The sequence below is a fragment of the Hyphomonas sp. genome (assembly GCF_017792385.1).
GTDB lineage: Bacteria > Pseudomonadota > Alphaproteobacteria > Caulobacterales > Hyphomonadaceae > Hyphomonas.
Genome location: NZ_CP051230.1, coordinates 3,013,901 through 3,038,858, shown reverse-complemented (window position 1 = coordinate 3,038,858; position 24,958 = coordinate 3,013,901). Strand labels below are relative to the sequence as shown.

General features: G+C 56.8%; 24 protein-coding genes. 11 read left to right on the top strand and 13 right to left on the bottom strand.

Features of this window, described 5'->3' with window-relative positions:
* The first annotated feature begins 524 nt into the window (after positions 1–524).
* The 3 genes from HF955_RS14755 (at position 525) to nhaA (ending at position 3,500) form a co-directional block, all read left to right on the top strand.
* Complete coding sequence (locus HF955_RS14755; RefSeq protein ID WP_291076128.1) at positions 525–1,442, top strand: hydrogen peroxide-inducible genes activator; 918 nt, start codon at positions 525–527, stop codon at positions 1,440–1,442.
* 208 nt (positions 1,443–1,650) lie between these two features.
* On the top strand, positions 1,651–1,971 hold the full coding sequence (locus tag HF955_RS14750; protein ID WP_291076127.1) for a hypothetical protein: 321 nt from the start codon (positions 1,651–1,653) through the stop codon (positions 1,969–1,971).
* 305 nt (positions 1,972–2,276) lie between these two features.
* Positions 2,277–3,500 carry a Na+/H+ antiporter NhaA gene (nhaA, locus tag HF955_RS14745; RefSeq protein WP_291076126.1) on the top strand — a complete coding sequence of 408 codons (1,224 nt, stop codon included), beginning with the start codon at positions 2,277–2,279 and terminating at the stop codon, positions 3,498–3,500.
* 116 nt (positions 3,501–3,616) lie between these two features.
* Here the strand turns inward: nhaA and HF955_RS14740 are convergent, their stop codons facing one another.
* Genes HF955_RS14740 through HF955_RS14730 form a run of 3 tightly spaced genes read right to left on the bottom strand, consistent with a single transcriptional unit; the run spans position 3,617 to position 5,913 of the window.
* Positions 3,617–4,264, bottom strand: a complete 648-nt coding sequence (locus HF955_RS14740; RefSeq protein WP_291076124.1) for a DUF1826 domain-containing protein — start codon at positions 4,262–4,264, stop codon at positions 3,617–3,619.
* Entirely contained in the window at positions 4,261–5,469 is a 1,209-nt protein-coding gene (zigA, locus tag HF955_RS14735; protein ID WP_291076123.1) for a zinc metallochaperone GTPase ZigA, read from the bottom strand. The genes HF955_RS14740 and zigA overlap by 4 nt, the downstream gene beginning before the upstream one ends.
* Positions 5,470–5,523: 54 nt before the next feature.
* Complete coding sequence (locus HF955_RS14730; RefSeq protein WP_367279801.1) at positions 5,524–5,913, bottom strand: MerC domain-containing protein; 390 nt, start codon at positions 5,911–5,913, stop codon at positions 5,524–5,526.
* Positions 5,914–6,100: 187 nt separating this feature from the next.
* Here HF955_RS14730 and HF955_RS14725 point away from each other — a divergent pair, with 187 nt between their 5' ends.
* The 4 genes from HF955_RS14725 to HF955_RS14710 all read left to right on the top strand — a co-directional run bounded on the left by HF955_RS14725 (position 6,101) and on the right by HF955_RS14710 (position 8,130).
* On the top strand, positions 6,101–6,526 hold the full coding sequence (locus HF955_RS14725; protein ID WP_291076119.1) for a Fur family transcriptional regulator: 426 nt from the start codon (positions 6,101–6,103) through the stop codon (positions 6,524–6,526).
* A 31-nt stretch (positions 6,527–6,557) separates the two neighbouring features.
* Positions 6,558–7,118, top strand: a complete 561-nt coding sequence (locus HF955_RS14720) for a DUF2796 domain-containing protein (RefSeq protein WP_291076117.1) — start codon at positions 6,558–6,560, stop codon at positions 7,116–7,118.
* 11 nt (positions 7,119–7,129) lie between these two features.
* Positions 7,130–7,834: a DUF3299 domain-containing protein gene (locus HF955_RS14715; RefSeq protein WP_291076116.1), complete on the top strand. Its 705-nt coding sequence runs from the start codon at positions 7,130–7,132 to the stop codon at positions 7,832–7,834.
* 104 nt (positions 7,835–7,938) lie between these two features.
* Positions 7,939–8,130, top strand: a complete 192-nt coding sequence (locus HF955_RS14710) for a hypothetical protein (RefSeq protein WP_291076115.1) — start codon at positions 7,939–7,941, stop codon at positions 8,128–8,130.
* A gap of 35 nt (positions 8,131–8,165) precedes the next feature.
* On the opposite strand, the gene HF955_RS14705 is transcribed toward HF955_RS14710, so the two are convergent.
* The 9 genes from HF955_RS14705 to HF955_RS14665 form a co-directional block, all read right to left on the bottom strand.
* Positions 8,166–8,567, bottom strand: coding sequence for a hypothetical protein (locus tag HF955_RS14705; RefSeq protein WP_291076113.1), 402 nt, complete (start codon positions 8,565–8,567; stop codon positions 8,166–8,168).
* Positions 8,568–8,672: 105 nt separating this feature from the next.
* Positions 8,673–9,650 carry a hypothetical protein gene (locus HF955_RS14700; RefSeq protein WP_291076112.1) on the bottom strand — a complete coding sequence of 326 codons (978 nt, stop codon included), beginning with the start codon at positions 9,648–9,650 and terminating at the stop codon, positions 8,673–8,675.
* A 35-nt stretch (positions 9,651–9,685) separates the two neighbouring features.
* The gene (locus HF955_RS14695; RefSeq protein WP_291076110.1) at positions 9,686–10,402 is read right to left on the bottom strand and encodes a cupin domain-containing protein; all 717 of its coding nucleotides are present in this window, start codon (positions 10,400–10,402) and stop codon (positions 9,686–9,688) included.
* Positions 10,403–10,437: 35 nt separating this feature from the next.
* A complete protein-coding gene (locus tag HF955_RS14690; RefSeq protein WP_291076108.1) occupies positions 10,438–11,892 on the bottom strand; it encodes a HupE/UreJ family protein in 1,455 nt (484 codons plus the stop codon).
* Positions 11,893–11,991: 99 nt separating this feature from the next.
* Positions 11,992–14,736, bottom strand: a complete 2,745-nt coding sequence (locus HF955_RS14685; RefSeq protein ID WP_291076106.1) for a TonB-dependent receptor — start codon at positions 14,734–14,736, stop codon at positions 11,992–11,994.
* Positions 14,737–15,296: 560 nt separating this feature from the next.
* Positions 15,297–16,307 (bottom strand): M56 family metallopeptidase, encoded by a 1,011-nt coding sequence (locus HF955_RS14680; RefSeq protein ID WP_291076104.1) that lies wholly within the window; start codon positions 16,305–16,307, stop codon positions 15,297–15,299.
* A complete protein-coding gene (locus HF955_RS14675) occupies positions 16,300–16,722 on the bottom strand; it encodes a BlaI/MecI/CopY family transcriptional regulator (RefSeq protein WP_291076102.1) in 423 nt (140 codons plus the stop codon). The genes HF955_RS14680 and HF955_RS14675 overlap by 8 nt, the downstream gene beginning before the upstream one ends.
* Positions 16,723–16,900: 178 nt before the next feature.
* Positions 16,901–17,593: a UTRA domain-containing protein gene (locus HF955_RS14670; protein ID WP_291076100.1), complete on the bottom strand. Its 693-nt coding sequence runs from the start codon at positions 17,591–17,593 to the stop codon at positions 16,901–16,903.
* Positions 17,590–18,954, bottom strand: coding sequence for a formimidoylglutamate deiminase (locus tag HF955_RS14665; protein ID WP_291076099.1), 1,365 nt, complete (start codon positions 18,952–18,954; stop codon positions 17,590–17,592). The genes HF955_RS14670 and HF955_RS14665 overlap by 4 nt, the downstream gene beginning before the upstream one ends.
* Positions 18,955–19,023: 69 nt before the next feature.
* On the opposite strand from HF955_RS14665, the gene hutI reads away from it, so the two are divergent.
* The 4 genes from hutI to hutU are packed head-to-tail and all read left to right on the top strand — an operon-like array spanning position 19,024 to position 24,248.
* The gene (gene hutI, locus HF955_RS14660; RefSeq protein ID WP_291076097.1) at positions 19,024–20,235 is read left to right on the top strand and encodes an imidazolonepropionase; all 1,212 of its coding nucleotides are present in this window, start codon (positions 19,024–19,026) and stop codon (positions 20,233–20,235) included.
* A 4-nt stretch (positions 20,236–20,239) separates the two neighbouring features.
* Positions 20,240–21,775 (top strand): histidine ammonia-lyase, encoded by a 1,536-nt coding sequence (gene hutH / locus HF955_RS14655; RefSeq protein ID WP_291076095.1) that lies wholly within the window; start codon positions 20,240–20,242, stop codon positions 21,773–21,775.
* Positions 21,772–22,563: an N-formylglutamate deformylase gene (gene hutG, locus HF955_RS14650; protein WP_291076093.1), complete on the top strand. Its 792-nt coding sequence runs from the start codon at positions 21,772–21,774 to the stop codon at positions 22,561–22,563. The genes hutH and hutG overlap by 4 nt, the downstream gene beginning before the upstream one ends.
* A gap of 11 nt (positions 22,564–22,574) precedes the next feature.
* The gene (gene hutU / locus HF955_RS14645) at positions 22,575–24,248 is read left to right on the top strand and encodes a urocanate hydratase (RefSeq protein ID WP_291076091.1); all 1,674 of its coding nucleotides are present in this window, start codon (positions 22,575–22,577) and stop codon (positions 24,246–24,248) included.
* A 71-nt stretch (positions 24,249–24,319) separates the two neighbouring features.
* On the opposite strand, the gene HF955_RS14640 is transcribed toward hutU, so the two are convergent.
* Entirely contained in the window at positions 24,320–24,928 is a 609-nt protein-coding gene (locus HF955_RS14640) for a transmembrane anchor protein (RefSeq protein WP_291076089.1), read from the bottom strand.
* Between the last annotated feature and the right edge of the window lie 30 nt (positions 24,929–24,958).

Here is a 24,958-nt window from a genome sequence, read left to right as displayed (position 1 = left end):
ACACCCTCTCCGCCTATGGTTTGGTTGTTGGGGGGCGGTTTCGGAAATTGCCACCCGCTCCGCAAACCATCTCGCCCACGGCGTTCATACCGCCTTGCTGTGGGGAGATAACGGTATGAGCGCCGCTACGTGGAAACCGCCGGACTAACAATTCCAATGGACCACCTCAGTGGGGCAGACCGACTCCAAGATTTGGAATGTGATCGGGGACACGTCATCGACTCATGATCCGTACTCCGTTGTCATGTCTGATCGCTGCCGTGCTCGGTCATATCTCTCGGGACATCGCATAGCGTTTCAGTCGCCGCTTTCGCCACTGCCGGCGAAGCAAGGGACGGATGTCTTTTCCCAGATGGGGCCGTACCTCCCCCTTTCCTGTGACTGTGCTTCTCGAACCGTGACTCTGTCTCATCTGGTGCTCCATTGATTGCGCCGGACCCTTCCGGCCTCTTGTAAATCGATCCGAGCGCCACATAATTCAAAACGTATTTTTCTTTCTTTTCGATAGCTGGAGGCTATTGCCAATGCGGCCAACCCTGAGACAGATGCAATACCTCGTCGCTATAGCCGAGACAGGCAAGTTCGGAGACGCCGCAAAACGGGCAAATGTCAGCCAGCCCTCCTTGTCGGCCCAGATCGCCGATATGGAAAATCAGCTGGGGACGATCCTTGTGGAACGAGGCCGGCACGGCGCGTTTCTGACTCCCCTCGGAGAGGAAGCCGTCAAAAGAGCCCGCCGTGTGCTGCGGGACGTCGAAGACATGAAAGCGTTTCTGCAGTCCGGCGGCGCCTCTCTTGCTGGCCGCATCCGCCTGGGGGTCCTTCCGACCGTCGGACCATATCTCCTGCCCGCGGTGACACGCCAACTCCACGTCGAATACCCGGATTTGAGGCTCTCGGTCCGTGAAGAGCGCACCATCGATCTGGAGGCTCACCTGCATGATGGACGGCTGGATACCGTCATTTCTTCCGTTGAAGACCATTCAGACGCGGATCATATGCCGCTTTTCGAGGAATCCCTCTGGATTTGTGCCGCGCCCGACGACCCGCTCGCCCAATCGGCTGGCGATGTGCGATTGGCAGATTTGTCAGGTCGCGCCCTTCTGACACTTGGATATGGCCACCGCCTCAATCTGACCATTCAATCCATCGCCGAGGCGTCGGGGGCACATGTCAGCGCGGAATATGAAGGCACCAGCCTCGACGCCATTCGCCAGATGGCCGAAATGGGTGCAGGTGTCGCGGTGTTTCCCAGCCTGTACGCCATGACCGAAGCCCGCCGCGACCCGGACCTCGTCGTGCGCCGTATTGATGACCCGCTTGCCCGGCGGGAAATCTCGCTCATCTGGCGACAATCCTCGCCACTGGCAGACCGCCTGCCCCGGCTGGCAGAAGAGTTCAAGAAGGCAGCGTCCACGATTCTCCTCGGTCGGAGAAAGTAAGCATTCGATAGCTTAATCCTATCTTCTTCAGTTTATTTTTCGATTTCACTAAAGAAACATTCCTCCCACATGGATTGAAAGATCACCATACAGGGAGCTTTCAATGTTTCATCACCTCAACCGGCCTGCGGCCAGGATTGCCGATGCACAATCGCCCCGACCGCATGACGTGCCCCAAGGCCGGAAGGGTCCTGGCGCACAGGCTCGCATGACTTTCTTCTTGGAACCTCGGTCTGCGGATGAATTTGTACTGGTGGCCAAATGGCACCGATCCGTGGAGGCGCTGGTGTTCTATGTCGATGCGCTCATTGGATGGGCCCCCATCGAGGTGACGGACATGCCGGTCGAGTTCACCGATGAACACGCCGCGAAATGGCAGCTATGCCGGTTTCGCTATTCCGGCCCCCTGAAAGATCGCGATCGGTTGATCGACAATGCAAAATGCCTCCTCAGCCAGCTCACGGACTGGATCGAACCGGAAATCCTCCTGTCCTGTACGGCTCCGGTCGCTTCAGGACAGGCCGCCTGACCAGATTACGAGCCAGGCCGATCCCAGCCGATTGGTCCTGAACTGCCTCCCCCTCCCTGCCTCCAGGATTTCTGAAAGGACCTGCACGCCCATGAACTGGATTTTCGAACTCTTCGATCATTTGTCCGACCTTTCACAGTCAGACAGCGATTCGCGCACGACACGCCGCGCCCGTCACCACGAGACGCCATTCCCGCCTCCATCCCGGCCGGACACAGCGTCGCTCCATAATCCAGAACCAGCGCGCCGGCCACGCAAGCGGGCGCGGAACATCGATTTTGATCTCTAGGACCCGGAAGACCCAGATGCCCCTGATCGTATCGCGTATACAGACCTTTCTTCGCCTCGAATCCTCGGCGGGAATATTGCTCATGCTCGCTGCGCTTCTTGCGCTGATCGCAAGCAATTCGCTGCTGCAGAACGCCTATCTCACCCTGTTCTCGACACCTGTCGAAGTGAAAATCGGCGCGCTCGAAATTGCCAAGCCCCTGATCCTCTGGGTGAATGATGGTTTGATGGCCATCTTCTTTTTCCTGATCGGCCTGGAGATCAAGCGGGAAATCCTGCAGGGAGAACTTTCCAGTCCCGACAAGGCGACCTTGCCCATAATGGCGGCGATCGGGGGCATGGCCGGTCCGGCGCTTGTATTTGTTGCCATCAATGCCTCCTCGCCCGGCACGCTCAATGGATGGGCCATCCCGGCAGCGACCGATATCGCCTTTGCGCTCGGTGTCCTCCTCCTGCTTGGAAGCAGGGTCCCCGCCTCGCTGAAAGTGTTCCTGCTTGCCATAGCCATCATTGACGACCTCGGAGCGATCACGATCATCGCCCTGTTCTACACTGCGGATCTTTCCTTGACGGCACTATCCCTCGCAGCGCTCGGCATCGGAGGACTGATCGCGCTCAACCGGATGGGGGTAAAGGCGGTCACACCCTATGTCCTGATTGGCCTCTTTGTCTGGGTATGCGTCCTGAAATCCGGAGTGCATGCGACGCTCGCGGGTGTGGTGACCGCGCTTGCCATACCGATACGCGGTCATCGCGCACAATCGCAATCGCCATTGCACAGAATTGAACACGGGCTGCATCCATGGGTCGCGTTCGGAATCCTGCCGCTGTTTGCCTTCGCGAATGCCGGGGTCTCGCTGACCGGTGTATCCTTTACAGACCTGCTTGCACCCCTTCCGCTTGGCATCGCCGCGGGCCTCGTTCTCGGCAAGCAATTGGGCGTGTTCGGTGCGACGTTTCTTGCGGTCAAAGCCGGACTTGCCAATCGGCCCACGGGCGCAAGCTGGGCCCACATATATGGCGTAGCCTGTCTGACAGGTATCGGATTTACAATGAGCCTGTTCATCGGAACCCTCGCCTTTGGCGATGCAGCCTTGCTCGACCAGGTACGTCTCGGGGTACTCAGCGGGTCTCTGGTCTCCGCCCTGCTCGGCGTTGCCATTTTGATGGCCGCACCAAACTTCGAACGGCGGGGCGCCATCCGCCCCGTCAATCAGACGATGACCCGTGACCTGGGGTAATCATGGTGCTCCGCTGGCCTGCATCGCCAGCGGAGCACTTTTCTGCATTAATCGAGGCGCCGTGGTGCAGGACAGAGCGCCTCTCCCACCGGGGCTCTGCCCAAAACGTCTCGCGCTCAACAGAAACCAGGTCGCTCAACATCCACAACCATCATGAAGCGCCTGCACATGCTGGTATGCTCAATCGGCGGAGAGCGATGAAACACTCCCTCAAGCGCCTCTGAACGCTCTCCCAGAAACATGCCGACTTCGAAAGGCAGCATTTCCTGAATCTCGGGCTCCGATGCAGTGTCATCCACATGGATCCATTGGCTACCGCGCCCCATATAGGTCGTAATCAGACGAATATCTGTCTGATCCTTGTGGAATTTCCGGCAGGCGTCATCGGTGACGTATTCCAGTCGCACGGTGTAGTCGGGGCCTGAGGCAGAACTTGCGTCAACAATCGCCAACGCGTCGGAATACACGAAGTCGCAAATGCGCTGATCCCAGTCCTGCGCCGTGAGGAAGCTTTGCATCTGAGACAGGACGTCCGCTCCAGCGCCATCCACGCGAAACTCCATGAACCCCGAAAAATCCTGTTCGAGAAACACCGCGTCGAGACCCGGCGGGACCGGTCGCCGCCACAAAGCGAGCTCTACCTGTTCAGAAAAGCCTATATCCACCAGCCTGCGCAATCCGACAGCCCGGACCACCTTGTTTGTTGACGGCTTCATTTGTGTCCGCTGTGGTTCACGAAATTCAATGCCCGCACCTTGTGTCATGACGAGACCGTCCAGACTGGAAATGGGTCCTTCAGGTCTGCGCGCCTCGTAACGATTCCGGCCGAATCAATGGCAGCCTCGGTGAGGCATCCGTCGAGCCGCATCCTCAGGGCCGCCTCATCCATACCGATTCCAATGAAGACGATTTCCTGGCGCCGGTCGCCAAACTCCGGAGCCCAGACTGTCGGAAGATAGGATTGAAATGCCGCCGATTCAGGCCAGCGCTCTTTTGGAACGGCCGCCCACCAGGTGCCAACCCCGCTATGTCGGACCAGAGATCCGGCCTGACTGACTTCGCCCAACCATTCGGGACGGGTAGCGACCCAGAAAAACCCCTTCGCCCGCACGACATTTGGCCAGGCTTCATTGAAAAACGCGTACAGCTTTTCGGGGTCGAATGGCTGACGGGCGCGATACACGAAGCTCTCGATACCATATTCCTCGGATTCCGGGACATGTTCCTCAAACCCGTACAATTCCTTTGCCCAGAGCGGATGGTTGTGAGCCTTCTCGAAATCGAAACGCGCCGTCCCCATGACCTTGTCCAATGGCACCTGACCAAAGGAGGATTCGATGATCTCCGCATCCGGATTGAGAGAGCGGACAAGCTTTCTCACGAGTTCGAGATCGTCTGGCGCGACAATATCTGTCTTGTTCAAAATAATAACATCCGCAAACTCGATCTGGTCGACCAATAGCTGAACCAGGGGACGCTCATCCCCCTCACCCAGGCTCTCCCCGCGATCGGCCAGGAAATCCGAACTGCTGTAATCCTTGAGCAGGTGCGCTGCATCCACGACGGTGACCATGGTGTCGATCTTGGCCACATCTCCGAGCGAGAACCCGTGCTCATCCCGAAAGTCGAACGTCGCAGCCACCGGCAGAGGCTCGGATATGCCCGTTGATTCGATCAGCAGGTAATCGAACCGCCCTTCCCGCGCCAGCGCCGTCACTTCCTTGAGCAAATCATCGCGCAGCGTACAGCAAATACAACCATTGCTCATTTCGACGAGCGCTTCGTCGGTCCGCGAAAGATTGGCTCCCCCGTCGCGTACCAGCGCGGCATCAATGTTTACCTCGCTCATATCATTCACAATCACGGCAACCCGGCAGCCTTCGCGATTGGTCAGCACATGATTGAGCAGCGTTGTCTTGCCAGCGCCCAGAAAGCCGGAGAGCACGGTTACAGGGAGTGAGTCAGTCATCGTCGTTCTTTGTTTCTGAAGGATTGGAGATTTGAGGCGTCACGCCCCCACGGATTACGCGTCAGGCCTGGCCAGGTCTTTGCGGTGCTGCCCCCAGCGCCAGAGATGCGCAGCAGCCAGCAGGCATGCGCCAACAAGGGTGAGAGGCGTTTCGAGAGAATGGACCGCGTCCACAAAGGCGGCGGTCACCAGTAGAGCCAATCCTGATATCGCAAGCCCGGCAAAAAGCGCCGGACCTCGTCGCGGCATACCCCGTACGAGAGCGGCCCCTGTCACCGGCAAGGCCATCACGACAAACACTTTGTGAACCCATTCCGCCTCCGCCCAGGCGCCCAGCAATGGAAGAAACGCCGCAAGAACCGGCAATGCCAGACAATGCACAACGCAAAGACCGGAAAGCGAAAGTGCGGTCGCATCGATGGCTGCAGCAACCGGCCGGCCCATCAACCCAGCCGCCGTTTGCATGAAACTGTTTGGTTCCGGATATTGAAAGACATGGCACAACCTTAATTTACGTTATTACATAACATATGGTAGGTGTAGTTGAGTTGATCCTAAATGGCCAGTCCGAATGTCTGACAGTTCTCACATTTCGAAACCAGGAAGCCCCCCGCTTTCGAGAGCGGATCTCTTGCGGCACGCAGAACAAACCATCGGGAAATCAGGCCGCGCGTTCACGCGGATCAGGCGACATGTCTACGAATTGTTGCTGGACGCCGAGATGCCGCTCGGCGCATATGACATAATGGAGAAGCTGGAAGGTGTTGGCTGCGCCCAACCTGCAACGGCATACAGGGCCCTGTATTTTCTGGAGAATCTTGGACTGATCCGAAAGATCAAAACCGTATCGAAATATGTCCCGATTGCCCGCCCTCACCCGGAAGCCTCGATCGCATTCGTGGTCTGCAAGGAGTGCGGCGCTGCCGAACAGGTGACGCTCGACCTGGACAATCAACGCCTTTTGGCGCGCGCACAAGCCTGCGGCTTCCAGACACTGGATTTGATGATCGAGTTTACGGGCTATTGCTCTGACCATCAGACCTCTGAGTTTTCCTGATTCGAATATCCCTTCATCACAGGAGTTTTCCTTGAAACCATCCGCGCTTTTATCCGCCTTGATCGCCTCTGGTATCATTGGCCTTCCACTGGCCCAGGCAGAAACCCGTGCGCCTCATGTGCATGGTGCAGCAGATCTTGCCATCATCATGGACGGCGATCAGATATCCGCTCATCTGACGAGCGCGATGTACAATATCACCGGATTTGAACACGCACCTGAAACCATTGCCCAACAGGACGTCCTTGAATCCGCCATCGCCACGCTGGACACTCCCGACAAAATCTTCGAATTCACCTCGTCTGCTGCCTGCCGGTCGACCTCAGTACATCATTCGCTGCAGCCCGAAGCCGGGCCGGATACATCCCCGCATGAGCATCACGGCAAGGAAGAATCGCAACACAGAGATCTCGTTGCTGAATATGCGTTCACCTGCGAACATCCTTCCCGGCTGAAAGCTGTCACGGTGCACATGTTTGCCTCCTTCAAGAACCTTGAACGGATCAACGCGATCGTCTTCATTGGCGACGAGCAGATTGCACCAGAAGTAACGCCGCACGCTCCGACAATTTCACTCCCCTCACCCAGATGATGCGCCCGTTCATGAAAGCCCTGACCGCGTTGCTAAGCCTTACCCTTGCGGGGTGTGGATCACCGTCCGACCCGGCCGGCTCAGATGCGGGCCGTCCTCCGCCGCCAGCCATGCCTGAGGATGCAGAAAGTGTGGACTTCGAGGCCCACGACACCGCGCCGGGTGCCTCTCACGAAACCTCCGGCCGGCGCTCATCTGCCTGGGGCGTCGATGCAGATGATCCCATGCCCATTCAATGGGAAGACCTTATGCCTGAGGGCGCTGAAGAGGAACTGATCCGTCAGCAGGACGAATTTTTCGAGATGCTGGAACAACGCTATGCGGCCAGCGCCACATCCCTCCGGGACGCCCAACCGCTGGACCAGATCGATGAGGGATCAGCAATGGATTACATGCCCCAGTTTGGAAATTTCGATACGGTCGAGGATTTGGAGGGTATGTCAGTCCGGATTCCCGGCTATGTGGTTCCGTTTGATTTCGACCTCGACCGTCGGCAAACCGAATTCCTGTTTGTTCCTTACATGGGAGCATGCATTCACACACCGCCACCACCCCCCAACCAGATTATCTTCGTCCGCGCAGACCCGGGTGAGCAAATCCCCGACATCTGGGCGCCTTATTGGGTAGAGGGCATCCTGAAAGGCGAACCAATCGAAAACGATGTGGGCGACGCTGCCTACTCTCTGACGCTCGAACGAATGGAACCCTATCTGTGAGGCGGCTGTGACACAGCGTGCGCAAACCTTGCAACAAATGTCTGAGCGCGGCCGAAATCGAGAACAGGACACAGGTCTTCATATAGTCGAGAGTGCCTTCCAGAATGCTGGTCTTCGAACGAGTGACGCAGCGAGTAAATCACATGATCTTCTGTCGGCAGGAGCCCGCATTGTTTGACAGCTTTCATCAGACTGGCTGGGACAAGCGTATTGCGGTCACAATAATGCTCAATGCCGGTCGGTCGGAGCTTCATGACTGGAAGCGCGACACCGCCCTGCGGGATTTTCCACTCTGAATCAATCGTCTAGAGTTCGCGGCGTTCATGCAACCTCACAATGAGGAGGTGGCAGCATGAACGCTGCTGCCTCGAAACCGCCGGACCAATAAATCTGGTGGATCACCATTGAGGGACAGGCCAGCTTTTCCAAGCCATTTGGGACCGATTGCCATCAGGCCAACCGCCCGGCCTTCGATACGCGCGAAGGCGGTCACAATGCCGACACAGAAATCCCGGCGCAGTTCAATGACGGATCCATCAGGCGCTGGTCTCTTGCCCATGTCTCCGCCCCACAACTGAAGCCGGAACTGCCTCAAACAATGGACTACATTCCACGAAGCAAACCAACCTTTTCCCCATGCAAAGAATAAGAAGAAGACTAGAATCTTGAACTCCGGGTAATTGCCGTGCCTTGAACCCAGTGCCGGGATCCAGGCGCCATCTCCCGGCTCCATGTCTGCTTCACGCGTTGCGCTGAAACGAAGTTGATCGACGGCCGCAGTATTACCCCAAAGAAGCGAGCAGGCTCGGCAACCTGCCTGCTCGCTGCGGCTTGGGACCTAATCAAACTGGACGGCGAAGTCACCATAGATCGGATCGTAATACACGCCGCCAGCTTCGTAATCTGCATTCCAGACCTTCTGACCCGTGTCATCGATCCGGTACACGTATGGAGACAGGAGCAGCCTCTCCTGGTGCCAACGACCATCCTCACCAGAGGGGATCTGCGTACCTGATCCGTACAGCATCAATCCTTCATCCGAGCGAATCTCGTGGGCCGGGCTGGTCTCCCGGTATTCGTGACTCACATTCATCAGCTTGTGGCCAAGTTCATGCGCAATTGTCAGCTTGTTGATCACATCATGCTTGGTCAGCGTGATAACCCCGCGTAGCCTGGTCGGAATAGTATCCGCATACGTATACGACGGAAAGGACAGTCCCGACGTGTTGACTATTTTGGGAGCCCAGTTTCGTCCGCCGTCCAGATCCTCGTAATACGGCATATAGACGTTCTGAAGTCCAACGAGATAGACTGTGCGGCTGTTGTTCGCCTCGGTTTCAATGATGGATTCGAATGCCTCTGTCGCTGCGTCGGTCATCTCTGCAGGGTGAATTTCACTCTGTACGTAGAGATTGCCATAACCGCCTGACGGCAAATCCGACTCCCATTTGGACGCCGTGATCGCCAAATGCCGAGGGTCTACTTCTCCTGTCTTTACAAAGAGGAGATTGAGCTGGACCCCTGTTGGAGCGAAGACTTTCTTCGCGTTCAGGAATTCTGCGATGAGCCCGTCCAGCGGCAAAATGTCCGCCGCGGCGGGGTGCAGGTTCGACGGATAGTACAATCCGACATCCACCGTCGGCTTGCCCGCTACGAGATCCTGATTGATGGCAGCGACGTCTACCGATCCGACATGGCTCCATTGCACCTTATCTGTCACAGCGCTGGTCTCGAACGATTGCGCGCGAGCATCTGTTGTTGCGCATCCTCCCAGGCTTAACGCGAGCAAGGATGCAGCGAGGAACGTTCCTTTCATGGATGTTCTCCTTTGTTGGCGTGTGTTGGGCAGGATTACTTCTGGGCCTTGGAGGCCTCGAGCACCGAACCGAAATCCGGGTTCTTCGACTTGGCAAACTGGATTGCCGGATGATCAGATTCCAGCTGGTGATAGTAGAAAGGTTCTCCGTCCTTCATCTGCTCATCCAGGGTCGCGGCCATCTCTCCAATCCCTTCGACAAAGGATTCGTAGTTGTCGCCATCCCGCTTCTTCTTGAAGATCAGGATCTCGGCACCTTCGGCAAATGGCGCTTCCCAACCCGTCGGCATGTTGGAGCCGAAGTGGAAGAGCGACCCCGCTTCCATCACTTTCCGCTTACCCTCGCTGCAGAGAACCCAGCGGCCTCCCAACGTGTAGATGATGCTCTCGGTCGGGTGCGGATGCTCGGACAGGAACATGCCAGGCTCGAGGCGAAGCGAATATGCCCGCAGCTCTTCCCCGAACAGGAGCGGACCGAAATAACCTTCATGCGTGAAGGTGGCACTGCCGCTGTTCATGGCCTCATCGACACTCTCGATGATTTCGACATTGTTGGCCAGCTGAACATATTCCGGGGAATTCGGTGTCGCTGCAACCGTCATGGCCGGCTTCACATCACCCGGCATGTAATGAGACCCGTCCGGCGCATGCGAATGACCATGCGCCTCGTCACTCGTCTGGGCATTGGTTTGCTGGGAACAGGCTGCGAGTGAAATGGCGCAGAGGGCGGGAACAATAACTCGAATATTCATGGGTATTCTCCTTTGGTGGCGTGTATTGAGTAGGATTATTTCCGGGCCTTGGAGGCCTCGAGCACCGAACCGAAATCCGGGTTTTTCGACTTGGCAAACTGGATTGCCGGATGATCAGATTCCAGCTGGTGATAGTAGAAAGGTTCTCCGTCCTTCATCTGCTCATCCAGGGTCGCGGCCATCTCTCCAATCCCTTCGACAAAGGATTCGTAGTTGTCGCCATCCCGCTTCTTCTTGAAGATCAGGATCTCGGCACCTTCGGCAAATGGCGCTTCCCAACCCGTCGGCATGTTGGAGCCGAAGTGGAAGAGCGACCCCGCTTCCATCACTTTCCGCTTACCCTCGCTGCAGAGAACCCAGCGGCCTCCCAACGTGTAGATGATGCTCTCGGTCGGGTGCGGATGCTCGGACAGGAACATGCCAGGCTCGAGGCGAAGCGAATATGCCCGCAACTCTTCCCCGAACAGGAGCGGACCGAAATAACCTTCATGCGTGAAGGTGGCACTGCCGCTGTTCATGGCCTCATCGACACTCTCGATGATTTCGACATTGTTGGCCAGCTGAACATATTCCGGGGAATTCGGTGTCGCTGCAACCGTCATGGCCGGCTTCACATCACCCGGCATGTAATGAGACCCGTCCGGCGCATGCGAATGACCATGCGCCTCGTCACTCGTCTGGGCGGAGCCCTTTGGTTCTGGGGCATCAGCAGGATTTGCAGCTGCGGGCTGCCCCATGGATCCCATCTCAAGATGAGCGTGAATGTGGTCATCACGACTGATGGGATAGTCTTCGCGCATAGTTGTATGGAACAATCCATGGGTTTGCATCAGGAACAATCCAAACCCCGCAAACATCAGACCCGCATTCACGAATTTGCTCGCCGAGCCAAAATGCCTGTTACGGCGCAACACGTTCAACACAAGCCACATCACAGCCAAAGCAGCTATCTGGCCGAATTCCACACCTACATTGAAGGAAAGTATGTGCATCAGCAGGCCTGAATCTTCACGAATGGGAAGCTGCTGCAGACGCGTCGACAGGCCAAAGCCGTGGATGAGTCCGAACACGAGAACCATCAGAAGGAGATTGGGAGATTTGGCACCAAAGACCTTCGGGAAGCCATCGAGGTTTTCAAACCCCTTGTAGATAACGGTCAGTGCAATGATGGCATCAATAAAGAAATAGTTGGCAGTGATTCCCAGATAGGTCGCCGTGATCAGCGTGATCGTGTGGCCGATCGTGAAGGCCGTGACAAACCGAAGAATTGAAGAAAAGCTGGTCAGGAAAAACATGACCCCGAACAGGAACAGGAGGTGGTCATAACCTGTAATCATGTGCTCAGCGCCAAGAATGAGGTATTGAAGGTCACCTCCTTCCAGCATCCGGCGACGGGCTTCCTCAGATATACCATGTGCGTGCGCAATGGGCGTCATCAACAATGCCCCCGCCAGAATGGCAAGAACTGCCCTGGATCGCTTCAGCAACATCTAAAACTCCAATACTTGAATTCGAAAGATTTCAATAAAAGCGAACTGCCGGCCGGTCAGGAGTGAAGCAGCCTGACAAGCCGGCAGCCGCCTGAGCGCCTAGTCCAGGACCAGCGTTGCGCGGGCGTAGAAATACCGTCCGAGCAATGAGTAGGTCATGGTGTCGGTGTTCCCGTCAGACCAAGAACTTACGTAGGGGGCTTTCTTGTCGAAGAGATTGTCTACACCTGCGCTCAATTTTAATTTCTCAGTCAGCTGATAGCTACCCTGCACGTTATGATACACGACGGCATCGATGTCGGTCCCGATGCTTCCCGGTGTCCCATAATAGTCTGTAGCCGCTCCGATGAGTTGTGCATTGTATACACCGCTCCACGGTCCGGAATTGGCAGACCACGATCCGGTGGCGCGCCATTCCGGATAACCGCCTTCGCAACATCCCACTCCGCCATCATAGACGAACGGCGTATCCCCATCGAAGGCCGTGACTTCATACTTGAAGAGGTTCGTCGCTTGCAGTTTCACTGAGTGACTGATGTCCTGGGTGGTGAAGTCGTAAGTCGCACTGATATCTACCCCTTGCATGACTTCGTTCCCCGTGTTGGCACTCTGCGCAGACAGGAAATCGATGTCACCGGTCAAGGCATTCCGGGTGTGATGCTGCGTTCCGCAGAACGGGTGCGACAAACCAACGGAATTGTAGCAATAGGCAAGCTTCGTGGAGCCAGACGTTTGACGAATGGCGTCCTGAATATCGATATCGAAATAATCGACCGTGAAGGACAGGCCCGGAACGAACCGAGGCTGATAGACCGCGCCAATGGTGAATGTCGTGGCATTCTCCGGCTCCAGGTCCGGATTTCCGCCCTGATTGGTCAGGATTGACGAACTGAATTGAGTATAGGTGACCGGCACGCCAGCTGCCTGACAATTCTGGTAGATTACACTCGAAGGATCCAGCGCAGCCCAATTCGAACACGGGTCACTTGTCGGGATCTGCCCTTCACTGACCCCGGAGAACAATTCCGTGACGCTTGGAACCCGGAAAGCGGTCGAATAGGTGCCGCGCAATTTGAAGTCTGGCACAATCTGCCAATTGAGCCCGACCTTGTAATTCTCATCAGACCCGAAGAGATCATAGTCGGAATAGCGCAGCGCAAGATCAAGATCCACCGATTGGGCCAAGGGCGCGTCGGCAATGAGCGGGACGTGTACTTCAGTATAGAGCTCCTGGGCCTCGATCGACCCTTTGACAGGGTCCTGAGCGTTGCCAAGTGCATAACCGGCCACGAGGAGCGCATCGGGGTCAAGCCAACCTTCATCCTCCCGGTATTCGAACCCGGCGGCAAACCCGACCGGACCAGCCGGCAATTCAAACAGGCTGCCCGCAATGTTCCCCGTAAAGCTGATCTGCTCGTTTCCGCCCGTACTGGCCTGGTTCATCAGGATGTAGTCGCCGACCTCAGATGTGATATCGCCCTCGCCGAGCAAATCGGCGCACGGAATTCCATTCATCCCGCAGATTGATGGATCAAGCGTTTCGGAAAGCCGTAGCGTATTGATATTGTTCTTGAGCGAGTCCGTGGCGGTATTGCGCCCCCAATTCAAGGACACATCATATGCCCAGTCCTGCCAGAGATCGCCCTCGATCCCTGCAACAAGCCTCCAGGTCGATACGTCCTGCGCAAATTGGCGAGATCCGAACTCTGCCGTCCGACGGCGCAACAGGATAATATCTTCACCGGTCGGATTGGTCGGGTGGGACGCATCAAAGGAAATATTGCTGAGCGTCGCCGGAGACCCGGGCTGGTTGGACGTTCGCCAATTGAACAACGCTTCGCTGAAGAACCGCATGGAGTCGGAAATCTCATACTTTCCGATCGCTGCGAAACTGACCCGCTCCACGGGATTGGATGCATTGAAGAAAGGATTGTAGTTGAACCCGTGCGCCAGAATGTCGAATGGCTCGTAGGCATCGCCCCCCACAAAATTGATCTGGTCTCCGTTTGGCAACACAGCGCGTCCGCCTGCAGTGCTTGAACTGCCGGAACACTCGAGCGTATTGTCCCCATCTCGATCAACAAGCGGACACGGGGCACGGACATCAAGGGGGGCAGCCTGATTGTTCTGATAGCTGGCATTGAACATCATGCTGGCACGGTCATTTGTGAGACCCCAGGTCAGGTCAACCAGATATTCTTCCGCATCTCCCTCATCGGAGATACCAAATTTCGTATCTAGTTTGAAGCCGTCGAATTCGTCCTTGGTGATCAGGTTCACAACTCCGGACACTGCATCCGCACCGTATACGGCAGATGCACCATCCTTGAGCACTTCGACCCGCTCCAGGAGGGAAACCGGGATCATGTTCAGGTCGACGGAACTGTTCGCTCCCGATCCACCGGCAACGACACGACGTCCATTCAAGAGAACGAGAGTCCGGTTTGCGCCGAGCCCCCTGAGATTCACCTGGGCTGTGCCCCATCCGCCTGACACCCAATACGCCGCATTCGCATTGCCTGCAAAGCCCGCTGAGAAGGATTGAGTCTGCAGCAATTCTTCGACATTGGTAATTCCTGTCGCGTAAATGTCCTGGTCATCGAGAACAGCAAGTGGACCCACGCTCGACAGATCAGACCTCTGGATACGACTTCCCGTCACGACAACTTTTTCCTGCGTCGCAACATCTTCCGTCGTCGCATCCACCCGGAGCGCAGGGTCGTCTTCGACCGATTGCGCAAGGGCCGTACCGTTCGCCAGAAGCGATACGCTGACCCCGATTGCGGTTGTCGCCAGAAGCTGCCGCGCCAACACCCCCACTTTTTCAACGCCACGCTTTTCCATTTCACCACTCCTATGATTGGTTCCATTGTTTCCCGACCAACTTGGGAACAATGGCATTCGCTTCATGTCCGGACCCGCAACGCCCCAGCCCCATGACCGGGAGAAATCAGACCCCCTCGCACAAAAAACCCATTATAGATCGGTTTTTTGCTCAAAAATTGAGCGCACTCGCGCCCACACACCGCATCATCTCGCAACAGATTCACTGCGTACGGATAATCGAACTAGATACATCTGGCACTCCCCTCGAGATTCGTTCTGGATCTGGCCTTCCGAGGCTCTCTGTTATCGGGAAGCATCTTCAAACACTCCCCGCTCCAGCAACAACTCCTGTACCGTCGAGACTGTCTGACACATCCGTCAGGTACACGTTCATGTTATTGTCAAAAAAGAGGCCGTCAACATTTTTTTCGCCCCCATTATACGATTATGCGCATACATAATAATTTTTGGGCGCTCCATGCATGTTTTCATCAAGGACCAACTTCCAATCGCCTCGGCTGAGCTCCGCAGCGGCGCGACTCATTTGAAAATTATTCTGACCCAAGGTGAATCCACACTCAGTGACGAACAAAATTTAGCGCCTGCTCCAGCAGATGGTGGACCGGTTCAGCCAGGATGAAGGCCATGATCGCAGCATAGCACATCACGCGTTCGGTCATGATCGTGACCCCACTCTTTGAAGGTTCGGGAGAGCATAGCAACCAGCCAACACGACGCTCGAGCGACTGGCCAAGTACCGAAAACACCAAATCAGAACGGGTTGGCTCCGAAACTTCTTGCTGGATCAGACGGAGCCTGCCCAATTGGACCAAAGTGTCGGCAACGGCCAGACGGTCCCCGCATTGGCGCGCAGCATACCGATCGCATTCATGCTCTACGGACAACAGGAACTCGTCGATCATTCCCTTTCGCGCTGTGGAGTTAAAAGGCCGCGTCAACACCTGCAGGAAAACCAGCAAGATGCCGTCAGCACGGCGGGCATGTCCGCGCTCATGATTCATGACGATGCTGACCTGCTCAGGGCTCAAACTTCTTATCAGGCCGTCGGTAAGGAATATGCGCCTGCGCAGGATTCCGACACAAAAGGCTGACAGCGCGGGCGATCTGAGCACATGGGCATCCAGATCGGCGTGATAGGTGCTGCACAGTTCAAGCTCCCGAAATAGCCGGGAATGCAGATGGAGCCGACGGGCGAACAGGGCAAGCAAGGGAACCAGAACAACAGCTCCAGCCACACCTCCCCCTACAATGGCTGATCGGGCAATGGGCACCGGAGCATGAGGCAAGCAGAAGCGCATGCCCTGATCAAAGTGGCAATGGGTCGGTACCGTGTTGAAACCTGCCGCAGATGGAACGGCACAACACGCGATGAACATAGCCACACCGACAACCGCCGGAATGGCGGCATACCCGAATATTGCGCGCCGGTATTGAGTCGGGCTCAGGGTAACCTGATGTCGATGAAATACGGACCAGAACAGGCTCAGCCCGGCCGCTACCACAACGGTCACACTGATGGCTGCCACAAGGGCGATGCCAAGATCGGTCAGATATCCTGCCTCAGTCATCGCCCGCGTCCAGTCCGCCTCCGCCAGCCTCTTCGCGCTTTTCCCGGATGAGACGCTCCAATGTATCCAGCGCTTCACTGTCTGCATCAGCGGCATGATCGAGGAAGGCCAGAAGGTAACTGCTCTTGGATTCCGGCGAGAGACTGCGCAGGACGTCGTCCATCACACGGCCGATGATCTGGGACCGGCTGACCTCCGCGCGGTACACATAGGCATGGCTGACTTTGTCGCGCGACAACAGCCCCTTCTTGAAAAGGCGCTCCATGGCAGACTGAACCGTGTTATGGGTCTGGCCATCATCCCCACCCAAGGCGAGATGGACAGCCTTGACGTCGGCGGGTCCTCGGCGCCAGAGATATTTCATGATCGCAATTTCGAGAGGTCCCAGAGCAATCTTGCGGGTGCGCACCGACATCGGGACTTCCTTATGGTTTCGGGTCGAAAAGTGTAGCGTATTTTCCGCGTCCACCCCTGTCAACGAACCGGGATCCCTATACGGCTCGCGAGGACGCTTGCCCAAGCCTCATATCCGATTTCGGACGCTGATGGCCCGCGATCTGCCCGCCTCTGATGGCATTTTGCCCGGTATTTGTTCAAAGCCGGGAATACAGCTGATACCCTTCGCGGTAATAGAGCTTCATTGTCGTGATGTATTCTCCCGCCAATGACGTGGTTCGATCGATCACGAACAAGGCCGCCCCCTCCTCACATTCCAGGGTGCTGGCGATATCCCGGTTGGCAGCCACAGCTGAAAAGGAGACGTCCCCGCTTGAAAACGGAACAGTCTGAACCAGCCACTCATTTGCACTTATTTCTTCCAGAGGCGCACTCCGAATCGCCGGCACGGCCTGAAGATTGACCCAGCGCGCCTCAAACGCAAATGGCCTGCCATCCGCAAGATGTACTGTGTCAAGTTGCAGGGCCTTGACGCCATTTGACAGACCCAGGCGCGTCCGGATGGCCGCGGGCGGAACGCGTTCAGCTTTCCGGAGAACCTGGTGGCGATAATGCCCTCCCAGCGTCTCTATCTGTTCCCGAATGACAGGAATGTCGAATTTGGCCTGCCGAACAGGCATGTTTGAGACGCGGGTACCGCCCTTGCGCTTGCGGACGACAAGACCGTCCTGAGCCAGCCCTTGAAGCGCCCGGTTTATTGTCGTGCGGGCACATCCATACTCGTCAGCCAGATCCGCCTCTCCGGGAATAAGCTCACCCAACCCCCATTCCCCCTTCTGGATCCGTTCCAGAATGGATTCCCTGATCGCCTGATGCGATATCGTCGTCATAAAGTTCCCCTCAGTCGTTTGCTCAGCCCGGCATAGGCAGTCACGATCTGGTCCCTTTGCACATGCTGTCCACCCTGAACCATGTGCCGGCCAGCCGACCAAACATCGGTGATGATATCATCCGCCCCAGCAAATATCCACGCATCAAGCATCGCATCGCCTACAAGACCGGCCAGTTCAAGCGACTTCCCGTCGAGCGCCAGCATGTCGGCATATGCTCCAACCGCGATCTTGCCGGAGCTCCGGCCCAGCGCACGAGCCGACCCTGCAACCGCGTGTTCGTACAGGAAACGGCCATTGGAGCGCACGTCCCCATTTGTCAGAAGCGTCCGCCGCCGATCCCTCAGACGCTGTGTCACTTCCAGCAGTCTCAATTCCTCTGTGAGGCCTATCCGCACATTCGAATCTGACCCGATTCCGAACATTCCGCCTTCGGATACAAAATCGACACAGTTAAAAATACCGTCTCCCAGATTAGCCTCCGTAACAGGGCACACTCCGGCAACGGCACCCGAGCGCGCAAGGCGACGGGTCTCATCTTGCGTCATTTGCGTTGCATGGATCATGCACCATCGCTGACCGACCTCCATCTGCGTCAGAAGCCAATCGACCGGTCGTCGCCCCAGGAAAGCGATGATTTCCTCGACTTCGGCAACCTGTTCAGCAGCATGAATATGAATTGGCCCGTGCGGCAATCCCGCAACCACCTCGCTGAAGGCCTGCGGAGGAACCGCCCGGAGACTGTGCGGCGCCACACCCAGAACAGTATCAGATGGCATCTCGCGCATCCGCTCCCGGAACCGCGACTGGATAAGGCTGAACTGATCCAGGTCACATCCGAACCGTTCCTGACCGCCAGTCAGCTGGCGTCCGTCACAGCCGCCCTGCATGTATAGGACCGGCAAATGGGTATACCCGATCCCGGTCAATTCAGCCGCGTTGGCGTGACGCAGGGAGGTTTCGGCGATATCGTCATATGCGCTGCCTCCCACCGCATGATGCAGATAGTGGAATTCGGCTTGAGCCGCATATCCGGCTTCGAGCATCTCCATTTGCACCTGAGCAGCAATAATCTCGATGTCCTCGGGCGTCAGGATCTCGAGAAACTTGTACATCAGTTTTCGCCATGACCAGAAATCGTCATGCGCATTCGGGCCACGACGCTCAGCCAGTCCCGCCATGGCTCTCTGAAAACTGTGGCTGTGTACATTACCAGGCGCCGGAAGAAGGACGCTTACAGACTGGTCGAATTTTGCGTCACATGGCTCAATGGCCGAAATACGCCCCGACGGGTCCAGAGTGATTGCGACATGTTCGCGCCAGCCATCGGAAGTCAAAACCTGATCAGCAGATATTTTCATGGTCATCCCGTGTTGCCGACTCTGTTTTTATGTGCGTACATATAATTATAATGTTCACATAACACAAGAATGACGAAACACGTGCAATACCTTACTGACTGCATGATTGCCACCATGGCACACGGGCAGCCCGATTATGGCCTGATACCGAATGGCACCATTCTCGTGAAGGAAGGCCGCATCACCTGGGCAGGCCCCACAGACGCCTGCCCGGTCGACCTGGACGCGTTGACAGGGCGGTCGCTGGAGGGACGCCTCGTATCGCCTGCGCTGATCGATTGCCATACGCACATCGTGTTTGGAGGACATCGTGCGCAGGAATTCGAGCAACGCCAGAAGGGTGCCTCGTATGAGGAAATTTCCCGAAGCGGCGGCGGCATTCAGTCCACTGTAAGGGCCACCTGCTCCTCCAGCTTTGAGAGCCTTGTCGATAGCGCGCTTGCTCGACTCGACAGTCTTTTGAAGGAAGGCGTCGCCGTGGTGGAAGTAAAATCGGGTTACGGACTCTCGATTGAAGACGAGATACGCATGCTCAGAGTAGCCCGCCATCTTGAGGCCGTACGACCGGTGAGGATTCACACCACCTGGCTTGCGGCTCATGCCGTTCCTTCCTCCTACACCGACCGACCTGACGCCTATATTGATGACATCGTCATTCCGGGCCTTATCCAAGCCCACGCCGCAGGCCTTGTGGACTCGGTTGACGGCTTCTGCGAACGCATCGCGTTCAGCAGCGATCAAATCGAACGTGTGTTCGAAGTCGCCCGGTCCCTTGATCTGCCGGTCAGACTGCACGCAGAGCAATTGTCCAATTCCGGGGGAGCGCAACTGGCCGCAAAATATTCGGCACTGTCGGCTGATCACCTGGAACATCTGACCGATGCCGATGCCGCATCCTTGGCAAAGGCGGGCACAGTCGCCGTGCTGCTTCCCGGCGCGTATCACATGCTCCGGGAGACTGTTTGTCCCCCCGTAGAAACGCTGCGCGCCCACGGGGTCGACATGGCCGTCGCAACCGACTGCAATCCCGGCACGTCACCCCTCTGCTCGATCCTGACCGCCATGAATATGGCCTGTATAGACTTTTCCCTCACACCCGAGGAGGCGCTGGCAGGAACAACCCGTAATGCCGCCCGGGCTCTCGGCCTGTCCGGGCAGTATGGAGAAATTGTGGAAGGTGCAGTCGCAGATCTGGCGGTATGGAATGTAAGCCATCCAGCCGAACTGCCCTATTGGATCGGGAACGGTCTGCTCTCTGAACGTATCACCTGTCAGGATTGATTTCATGCTGGAACTCGTACCAGGTCGGGTGTCACTTTCCGACCTAGAATCCATCTATCGCAACGCGGCACCCTATCGCTTCTCGGACCTGGCCTACACCGCCATCGCGACGGGGTGTTCAACGCTGGCGGACCGCATTGATGCCGGCGATGTGATTTACGGTGTGAATACCGGGTTCGGCAAACTCGCTTCTGTCCGCATACCACCGGACAAGCTGGCATTGCTGCAGAGAAACCTTGTCTACTCGCATGCCGCCGGAACAGGCCCTGTCCTTCCCGAACGCATTGTTCGCTTGATGATCGCGTTGAAAGGCATCTCCTTGGGACGCGGGGCCTCCGGGGTACGGCCGATTCTTGTTGAAACCCTCTCCAGATTGGCAGAAGCGGACATTCTTCCAGTCATACCTTCACAGGGGTCGGTTGGCGCATCCGGCGATCTGGCGCCACTGGCACATCTGGCCGCTCCGCTCATCGGAGAAGGCGATGTCGTCTATCGCGGAACACGCATGCCGGCCGCGCAAGCCCTCCAAAGGGCCGGCATCGAGCCGATAGAACTCCAGGCGAAGGAAGGACTTGCCCTGTTGAATGGCACGCAGGCGTCAACGGCGCTTGCCCTGGCCGGGCTGTTCGACGCCTGGCATCTGGCCATCGCTTCGCTTACCACGACTGCCCTTTCCGTGGATGCCGCGATGGGATCAAGCGCACCGTTTCACGACGAGATACACCAGCTGAGGGGACACCGGGGCCAGATCGACAGCGCACGCAGATTGCGCGAATTGCTGGCAGGATCGGAAATTCGGCGCAGTCATGTAACGGGGGATGAGCGCGTTCAGGACCCATATTGCCTGCGGTGCGCACCGCAGGTAATCGGCGCGTGTATTGACCAGATCAAATACGCAGCCCGAACGCTCGAAACCGAAGCCAATGCCGCAACCGATAATCCCCTGGTCTTGTCCGACGGAGAGATCGTGTCTGGCGGAAACTTTCATGCAGAGCCCGTGGCTCTCGCTGCCGATCAGATCGCCATAGCGATATCCGAGATCGGGGCGATTTCGCAGCGACGCATCGCAATGCTGGTCGACCCCGCGCTCAATTTCGGTTTGCCCGCCTTCCTGGCACCGAACCCCGGGCTGACCTCCGGCCTGATGATCGCTGAAGTGACCTCTGCCGCACTTATGAGTGAAAACAAATCCCTCTCCAACCCCAGAAGTGTTGACTCAACTCCGACATCGGCGAACCAGGAAGACCATGTTTCGATGGCGTGCCACGCTGCGCGGCGGCTCACCGAAATGACGGAAAATCTGGGGGGTATTCTCGCGATTGAGACTATGTGCGCTGTTCAGGGAATTGAGCTTCGTGCGCCACTTGCGACCAGTGCTGCTTTGTCGCGCGTGATTGGCAGAGTACGAGACCAAATCTCTCCTTATAGAGACGATCGTATCATCAGCTCTGATATCGCCACAATGAAATCACTCGTCCAGACAGGGGCGCTACTCTGCGAGGCGCAAGCTGAAACCACGCGTATGGAACTCGGGTCATGAACGCAGTGACCGTAACAGAAGGGACTGGGCGGGTCATTCTCGCCCTGCCGCACGCCGGTACCGCGATGCCGCCCGCCATGCGCGAGAACCTGACCTTGTTGGGACGGCAAATGCCGGATACCGACTGGCATGTCGATAGATTGTATGAGGGCCTGTTACCGTCTGCCACCATTGTTCGCGCGAATTTCAGCCGGTACGTGATCGACCCAAATCGCCCGCCTGATGGGGTCAGCCTTTATCCTGGACAAAATTCAACCGAGCTTGTTCCGAACACCACATTCGACGGCACTCCAATTTGGAACTCAGTTCCCGGGTCGAAAGACATTTCCCATCGACTTCAAACATATCATGCACCCTATCACAGGGCCTTGCATGACCAGATCGAACGGGTTCGACACATTCATGGCGGCGCAGTGGTGTATGACTGCCATTCCATAAGATCCGAAGTTCCCTTTCTGTTTGAGGGGCGACTTCCAGACCTGAATATCGGCGATAATAGAGGCACCAGCTGCTCGCCGGAGTTGACCGAGGCGGTGGCGGCCGAGTGCCAAAAAGCACCGCACTACACCCATGTCGTGAATGGCCGGTTCAGAGGTGGTTGGACCACGCGACATTACGGAAATCCGGATGCGGGAGTTCACGCAATACAGATGGAATTGTCGCAACGCTGCTATCTGGATTCTGAAAGCCCCCCATTTGACTATTCGGAGCCACGCGCCGAAGCGCTCCGAACAGTCTTGAAATCCATCCTGCGCGCCGTCGAAGAAACGGCGAAATCCATCCTCTAACGGAGCCCTCAATGAATGCAATCTTGCCAAACCACCGCGACGTGAAAAGCCCCACGGGTCGAGATCTCACTTGCAAGTCCTGGACAATAGAAGCGCCGTTCAGAATGATACAGAATAATCTTGATCGCGAAGTGGCCGAGAACCCTGACGACCTCGTCGTATACGGAGGCATCGGGCGTGCGGCTCGTAGCTGGAACGATTTTGAACAAATCCTGTCGGCTCTGAAAACACTCGATGAAGACGAAACCCTGCTCGTCCAGTCCGGTCGCCCCGTGGGCGTGTTCCGCACTCACACTGATGCTCCGCGTGTCCTTTTGGCGAATTCCAATCTGGTTCCCAAATGGGCCAATTGGGACCATTTCAACGATCTCGATCGCAAAGGCCTGATGATGTACGGACAGATGACGGCCGGATCCTGGATCTATATCGGCACTCAGGGCATCGTTCAGGGAACGTATGAAACTTTTGTCGAGGCGGGACGCCAACACTATAATGGAAATCTCCAAGGCCGATGGATCCTGACTGGCGGCCTCGGTGGCATGGGAGGTGCTCAACCGCTTGCGGCCGTCATGGCTGGCGCCTGTTGCCTTGCAGTCGAATGCGATCCGGATCGCATCGATTTTCGTCTGCGCACCCGTTACCTCGACGCCAAGACAGACAATCTGGACGAAGCACTCGAAATGATTGAGGCCTGGACTCAGGCTGGAGAAGCGAAATCAGTTGGTCTGTGCGGCAATGCAGCCGACATATTTCCGGAACTGGTTCGAAGAGGCGTGCGGCCAGACCTGGTAACCGACCAGACGTCGGCACACGATCCAGTCAATGGATACCTGCCCTCCGGATGGTCCCTGTCGGAATGGAAGCAGAAACAATCCTCACACCCCAAAGATGTGGCAAGCGCGGCCTGCGCCTCCATGAAAATTCAGGTCAAGGCGATGCTGGATTTCTGGAATATGGGCGTCCCGACCCTCGATTATGGAAACAATATCCGCCAGGTTGCCTACGATGAGGGTCTGACGAATGCGTTCGACTTTCCGGGATTTGTGCCAGCTTATATCCGTCCTTTGTTCTGCCGTGGCGTCGGACCTTTCCGATGGGTTGCCTTGTCCGGCGATCCCGAAGACATCTACAAGACAGATCAGAAAGTGAAGGAATTGCTGCCGGATGATCATCACCTCCACAGGTGGCTGGATATGGCCCGGGACCGCATTTCCTTTCAGGGGCTTCCGGCCAGAATCTGCTGGGTGGGACTCGGCGACCGTCATCGTCTCGGACTTGCCTTCAACGAAATGGTCGCCAAGGGTGAACTCAAAGCGCCCGTCGTGATCGGCAGGGATCATCTGGACAGTGGTTCGGTCGCAAGCCCGAACCGGGAAACCGAAGCCATGAAGGATGGTTCGGACGCGGTCTCTGACTGGCCCCTGCTGAACGCCCTGCTGAATACGGCATCAGGTGCCACCTGGGTCAGCCTCCATCATGGTGGTGGAGTCGGCATGGGATACTCGCAACATGCGGGTATGGTGATTGTTGCCGATGGGACCGACGATGCCGCGCGCCGATTGGAGAAAGTGTTGTGGAACGATCCGGCGACAGGCGTCATGCGCCACGCAGATGCTGGATATGACGAAGCGATCGCCTGCGCGCGAGAAAAAGGACTTGTTCTGCCAGGCCTGTTGGACAAGTAGGTCCGGCAGCAACTGGCAGGTCGCCCGTGGAGTGGACCTCCACGGGCTGTCCGGGCCGGGATCGCGCCCGATCAGGGGAAACGCCGAATTTCGGAATACTGTCCCTTGGTACGAAGCGTCATGGTGACCGTCTGTTCGCTCCGGTTACGCCAGAACCATCCGTGCGATCCATCGAAGGCTGCCACAAGCTCGCCTTCATGCCGGACTTCTGCCCGTCCGTTGCGATAGGTAATCGACTGGCCCTTCGTGCCATCTCCATGCAGCGCCGAATTCAGATGGCCGACATCGGACACCCATTCAAAGGTCGCCACCCCACCTTCCATCATGATCAGCTTGATTTCCGTTGACTCCCCCGGTTTCAGCACTGCAACGGTTTCGTCTGCCCATACCGCAGTCTCGGCCTGAACTTCGGCCTGATCGACGCGCTCGACCGAGGATGGATCGGCGCCGATAGCGCTGGATTGTTCCGCTGGAGATTCTACCATGGTTTCTGCGCCGGACTGATCGGACATCAACGCATCCTGCTCAGCTTCCTGAGCGAGTTGCTGCTTGATCTCGCCCATGTTCGTGAGCCCCAATACACCTCCTATCCGTGTAGGATCCACGCCGTACTCGGCAGGCAACACGACCGTCACCAGCAATCCTCCAGCAATGCACAGGGCAATAAGCGTGGATCGCATCAATTGGGCAGAGCTGGGAAGGTCTTCCCG